The organism is Burkholderia sp. ZZQ-2, assembly GCF_050768715.1.
GTDB classification, from domain to species: Bacteria; Pseudomonadota; Gammaproteobacteria; order Burkholderiales; family Burkholderiaceae; genus Burkholderia; species Burkholderia cepacia.
In genome coordinates, this window is sequence record NZ_LDVA01000379.1 from 1 (window position 1) to 6,017 (window position 6,017).

Here is a 6,017-nt window from a genome sequence, read left to right on the forward strand (position 1 = left end):
CGGCAGGCAGAAGCGGTTGCCCGCTCCTGCCCCGCCTTTCACTTACCCGTTCGTCGCCGCCGACGACGCAGGCGCCGGAGCGGCCGCCTTGTCGTAGTCGACCGGCGCATCCGGCGCGCGCGGCGTCTCGCCGGCCCGCTGGATCCAGCCGCCGCCCAATGCGCGGTATAGCGTGACGAGGTTCGTCCAGCGCGCCAGGCGTGCGTTGATCAGCGTCTGCTGTGCCGAGTACAGATCCGTCTGCGCGGTCAGCACCGACAGGTAGCTGTCGACACCATTCTTGTAACGCAGGTCCGACAGGTCGAAACGTCGCTGCTGTGCGTGCTCGTTGCGCTCGAGCGCCGCGATCTGCTGGTCGTACGTGCCGCGTGCGGCAAGACCATCCGCCACTTCGCGGAATGCCGACTGGATCGCCTTCTCGTAGTTCGCGATCTCGATGCGTTTCTGCACGTTCGCGAGGTTCAGGTTCGCGATGTTCTGCCCGCCTTCGAAGATCGGCATCGTGATCTGCGGCGCGAACGACCACGCCGCCGTGCCGGCCTTGAACAGGCCGCCCAGCGTCGAGCTGCCGGTGCCGAATGCGCCCGTCAGCGAGATGCGCGGGAAGAACGCCGCGCGTGCCGCACCGATGTTCGCATTCGCGGCCAGCAGCGTCTGCTCGGCCTGCATCACGTCCGGACGACGTGTCAGCAGATCCGACGGCAACCCGGCCGGCACGTCCGTCAGCAGGTTCTGCGCGTCGAGCGGCATGCCTGCCGGCAGGTCGTCCGGCAGCGGCTCACCGATCAGTTGCACCAGCATGTTCAGTGCCTGCGCACGCGCACGCGCCTGCTGCTGCTGGTTCGACAGCGCCTGCTCGACCACCGTCTGCGCCTGACGCAGCTCGAGCTCGGAGCCCGTGCCGTTGTCGAACTGCAGCTTCGTCAGGTCGCACTGCGCCTGAGCGGACTTCAGCGTGTCCTCCGTGACCTTCAGCAGGTCGTCGGTCGACAGCAGCGTCAGGTATTGATCGGCCACCTGCGACACCAGCGAGATCTCGAATGCCTGCCGTGCATACGACGTCGACAGGTATTGCGCGAGTGCCTGGTCTTTCAGGCTCTGCACGCGGCCGAACAGGTCGAGTTCCCACGACGCGGACAGCCCGACGTTGTAGTTGCGCGAGATCAGCGGCGCATTGGTCGTCGACAAGCCCTGCGGAATGCGCTGGATGCTGCCCGTGCCCGTGCCGTCGAGCGTCGGGAACAGCTCCGCGCGCGTGATCTGGTACTGCGCGCGCGCCGCCTCGATGTTCAGCACCGACACGCGCAGGTCGCGGTTGTTTTTCAGCGCGATCTCGATCAGCCGCTGCAGGCGCGGATCGACGAAGAACTCGCGCCAGCCGATGGCGGTCGCCGCCTGGCCGTTCGCGCTGCGCGCGCCGGCCGCACCCGGCTGCGTCGCGTAGACGCCGCCGGCCGGGTACGCCTGTGCGACGGGCGCGTCGGGCCGCTTGTAATGCGGCGCCATCGTGCAGCCCGTGGCAAAGAGCGCGACCGCGATTGCAGTCAAAGCGTGTTTTTGCATCATCACTGTCCCTTGTTGCCTTCGTCGCCGTTGCCCGGCTTCTCTTCGTGGTGCGAGTGCTCCTGAGCCAGGCGCAGCGCCTCGTCGACGTCTTCCTTCTCGCCGCTGAAGATCGCACGGATCTTCACGAAGAACATCGGGATCATGAAGATCGCGAGGAACGTCGCCGTGATCATCCCGCCGATCACGCCCGTACCGATTGCGTGCTGGCTGGCCGAACCCGCGCCGTTGCTGATCGCGAGCGGCATCACGCCGAGAATGAACGCGAGCGACGTCATCAGGATCGGACGCAGCCGCAGGCGCGCCGCTTCCAGCGCGGCCTCGATCGGCCCCATCTTCTCCGTCTGCTGCAGTTCGCGCGCGAACTCCACGATCAGGATCGCGTTCTTCGCGGACAAGCCCACGGTCGTCAGCAGGCCGACCTGGAAGAACACGTCGTTTTCCAGACCGCGCATCGTCGCCGCAAGCAGTGCACCGATCACGCCGAGCGGCACCACCATGATCACCGAGAACGGGATCGACCAGCTTTCATACAGTGCCGCGAGACACAGGAACACGACGAGGATCGAGATCGCGTACAGGATCGGCGCCTGCGAACCGGACTGGATTTCCTGGAACGACAGGCCGGTCCACGAATAGCCGATACCGACCGGCAGCTTCTTCGCGAGCGTTTCCATCGCGGCCATCGCCTGACCGGTCGACTTGCCCGGTGCGGCCTGACCCTGGATTTCCATCGCCGACACACCGTTGTAGCGCTCGAGCTTCGGCGAACCGTACGTCCAGTGACCGGTCGCGAACGAGCTGAACGGCACCATCCCGCCCGACCCGTTGCGCACGTACCAGATGTTCAGGTCTTCCGGCGTCATCCGGAACGGTGCATCCGACTGCACGTACACCTTCTTGATCCGGCCGTCGGTATCCAGGAAGTTGTTCACGTACTTCGATGCCCATGCGATCGAGAACGTCTGGTCGATCGCATCCGCCGTCACGCCGAGCGCGTTCGCCTTCTCGCGGTCGATGTCGACCTTGTACTGCGGCGTATCGTTCAGGCCGTTCGGGCGCACGCCCTGCAGCGTCGGATCCTTCGAGGCCATCCCGAGCAGTTGGTTACGCGCGGCCATCAGCGCATCGTGGCCGAGACCCGCGTTGTCCGTCAGCTCGAAGTCGAAGCCGGCAGCCGTACCGAGTTCAGGAATCGACGGCGGGTTGAACGGGATCACCACTGCGTCCTTGTAACCCGAGTAGCGCCCGAACATCCGGCCGATCAGCGCCTGCACCTTCTGGTTCGCATGCTGACGCTGCGAGTAGTCCTTCAGGCGCACGAACACGAGACCGGAGTTCTGGCCGCGGCCCGCGAAGCTGAAGCCGTTGACCGTGAACGCCGATTCGACGATTTCCTTCTCGTCCTTCAGCAGGTAGTCGGAAATGTTCGCGAGCGTCTTCGCGGTCGTTTCCTGCGTCGAACCCGACGGCGTCTGCACGATCACGAACATCAGGCCCTGGTCTTCATCGGGCAGGAACGACTTCGGCAGGCGCACGAACAGCAGGCCAACCGCGACGATCACGACCAGATAGATGATGAGCCAGCGGCCCGAGCGCTTGATCACGTGGTGCACGCCGACGTGGTACTTGTCGCGGCTGTTGTTGAACGTGCGGTTGAACCAGCCGAAGAAGCCCTTCTTCTCTTCGTGATGCCCTTGCGGGATCGGCTTGAGGATCGTCGCGCACAGTGCCGGCGTCAGAATCAACGCGACGAGCACCGACAGCACCATCGCCGACACGATCGTCAGCGAGAACTGGCGATAAATTGCGCCGACCGAACCGCCCGAGAACGCCACCGGCACGAACACCGCCGACAGCACCAGCGCCACGCCGACGAGTGCGCCGGTGATCTGGCCCATCGCCTTGCGGGTCGCCTCCTTCGGTGACAGGCCCTCCTCCGCCATCACGCGCTCGACGTTCTCCACCACCACGATCGCATCGTCGACCAGCAGGCCGATCGCGAGCACGAGGCCGAACATCGACAGCGTGTTGATCGAGAAGCCCACCATCGACATGATCGCGAACGTGCCGAGCAGCACGACCGGCACCGCGATCGTCGGGATGATCGTCGCCCGCAGGTTCTGCAGGAACAGATACATCACGAGGAACACGAGCACGATACCTTCGAGCAGCGTCTTGACCACTTCCTCGATCGACAGCTTCACGAACGGCGTCGTGTCGTACGGGTACTTCACGACGAGGCCGTGCGGGAAGAACGGTGCCAGTTCGTCGATCTTCGCGCGCACGGCCTTCGCGGTCGCGAGCGCGTTCGCGTTGGTCGCGAGCTGGATACCGAGTGCCGCGGTCGGCTGACCGTTGTACTTCGTGTCGAAGTTGTAGTTTTCGCCGCCGAGGCCGATCTGCGCGACGTCCTTCAGGCGAACCTGCGAGCCGTCCTGGTTGACCTTCAGCAGGATGTTGCCGAACTGCTCGGGCGTCTGCAGCAGCGTCGATTCGGTGATCGTCGCCTGCAGCATCGTGCCCGGCTTCGCCGGCGTGCCGCCGATCTGGCCGCCGGCGATCTGCACGTTCTGCGCGGTGATCGCGGAGCTGACGTCGACCGGCGTGAGGCCGTAGTTCGTCAGGCGGTTCGGGTCGAGCCAGATCCGCATCGCGTACTGCGAGCCGAACAGCGTGACGGTACCGACGCCGTTCAACCGGCTGATCGGATCCTTCACGTGCGACGCCACGAAGTTCGCGAGGTCGTACTTGTTCATGCTGCCGTCTTCGGAGTTGAAGGCGAGCACCAGCAGGAAGCTGCTGCTCGACTTCGTCACCGAGAGGCCGAGCTGCTGCACGACCTGCGGCAGGATCGGCGTCGCGAGCGACAGCTTGTTCTGCACCTGGACCTGCGCGATGTCGGCGTTGGTACCCGGCGCGAAAGTCAGCGTGATCGTCGCGTTGCCCGAGTCGTCACTGGTCGACGACATGTACAGGAAGTTGTCGAGACCGCTCATCTGCTGCTCGATCACCTGCGTCACCGTGTCTTCCACCGTCTTCGCGGAAGCGCCCGGGTAGTTCGCGGTGATCTGGATCGATGGCGGTGCGATCGTCGGATACTGCGAGATCGGCAGCGTGAAGATCGCCGCAACCCCGGCCAGCATCAGGATGATGGCGATCACCCACGCGAAGATCGGGCGATCGATAAAAAACTTTGCCATGAAACAGGCTCCCTGTTATTGCGCGCTCGAAGCAGCGGCAGCACTCGCCGGCGCAGCGCCCGATGCGGCAGCACCGGAAGCGGCAGCGGCGCCGGAACCGGCGGCAGCCGGCGCGGCGGACGCGGCAGCCGCACCCGACGCGGCATCGGCCGCCGGTGCGAGCTGCGCGGGGACCGTCTTCACGGTCGCACCCGGGCGCACCTTGTCGACGCCCTGCACGATCACGTGATCACCCGCTTGCAGACCACCTTCGACCACCCAGTTCGGGCCCTGCATGCCCGTCGTCTTCAGCGGACGCGGCTCGACCTTGTTGCTGGCGTTCACCACCATCGCGATCGCCTGACCCTTCTGGTCATGCGTGACGCCGATCTGCGGCACCAGGAACGCGTTCTCGTTCACGCCTTCCTCGATCCGTGCACGCACGAACATGCCCGGCAGCAGCACCTTGCCCGGGTTCGGGAAGACCGCGCGGATCGTCACCGAGCCGGTGGTCTGGTCGACCGTCACGTCCGAGAACTGCAGCTTGCCCGGCTCCGAATAGGTCTTGCCGTCTTCCAGGATCAGCGACACCTTCGCCGCGCCCGGGCCGGACGTCTTCAGGCGGCCGCTCTGTACGTCCTGGCGCAGCTTCAGCCCTTCGAGGCTCGACTGCGTGAGGTCCACATACACCGGGTCGAGCTGCTGCACCGTCGACATCAGCGTCGCCTGGCTCGCCTGCACGTACGCGCCCGGCGTCACCTGCGAGATGCCGACGCGGCCGGTGATCGGCGAAACGACATCGGTATAGCCGAGGTTGATCTGCGCGGTATCGACCGCCGCCTTGCCGGCCGCGACGTCCGCCGCGGCCTGGCCTTGCGTGGCCACCGCGTTGTCGTAGTCCTGCTTGCTGACCGCGTTCGCGGCCACCAGCACCTTGTAGCGTGCAACCAGCGCGTTCTGCGTGACGAGGTTCGCCTGCGCCTTCGCGAGCGTTGCCTTTGCACTGTTCAGCGCCGCGATGTAAGGCGCCGGGTCGATCTTGTAGAGGCGCTGACCGGCCTTGACGTCGGTGCCTTCGGTGAATTCACGGCGCAGCACGATGCCGTCGACCCGCGCGCGGACCTGCGCGACGAGGAACGCGCTGGTGCGGCCCGGCAGGTCGGTGAAGACCGGTACGGCTTGCGGCTGGACGGTGACGACGCCGACTTCCGGCGTTTGCGGCGGCGGTGCCGATTCTTTTTTCCCGCACGCGGCCAGGAAAACGGCGGCCGT

The 6,017-nt window shown here is 65.5% G+C and carries 3 protein-coding genes; all 3 read right to left on the reverse strand.

The genetic code is table 11. From position 1 onward, the window contains the following. Positions 1–42: 42 nt before the first annotated feature. Complete coding sequence (locus ABY44_RS38425) at positions 43–1,566, reverse strand: efflux transporter outer membrane subunit (RefSeq protein ID WP_431643573.1); 1,524 nt, start codon at positions 1,564–1,566, stop codon at positions 43–45. Next, positions 1,566–4,766: an efflux RND transporter permease BpeB gene (bpeB, locus tag ABY44_RS38430; protein ID WP_060171832.1), complete on the reverse strand. Its 3,201-nt coding sequence runs from the start codon at positions 4,764–4,766 to the stop codon at positions 1,566–1,568. The genes ABY44_RS38425 and bpeB overlap by 1 nt, the downstream gene beginning before the upstream one ends. 15 nt (positions 4,767–4,781) lie before the next feature. Then, positions 4,782–6,017, reverse strand: a 1,236-nt coding sequence (locus ABY44_RS38435; RefSeq protein WP_431643574.1) for an efflux RND transporter periplasmic adaptor subunit, incomplete at its 5' end; no start/stop codon positions are given.

What these genes read in the sequence shown, in the direction of transcription:
- bpeB (WP_060171832.1), bottom strand. Translation starts at nt 4,766, where the DNA reads ATGGCAAAGTTTTTTATCGATCGCCCGATCTTCGCGTGGGTGATCGCC.
- ABY44_RS38425 (WP_431643573.1), bottom strand. Translation starts at nt 1,566, where the DNA reads ATGATGCAAAAACACGCTTTGACTGCAATCGCGGTCGCGCTCTTTGCC.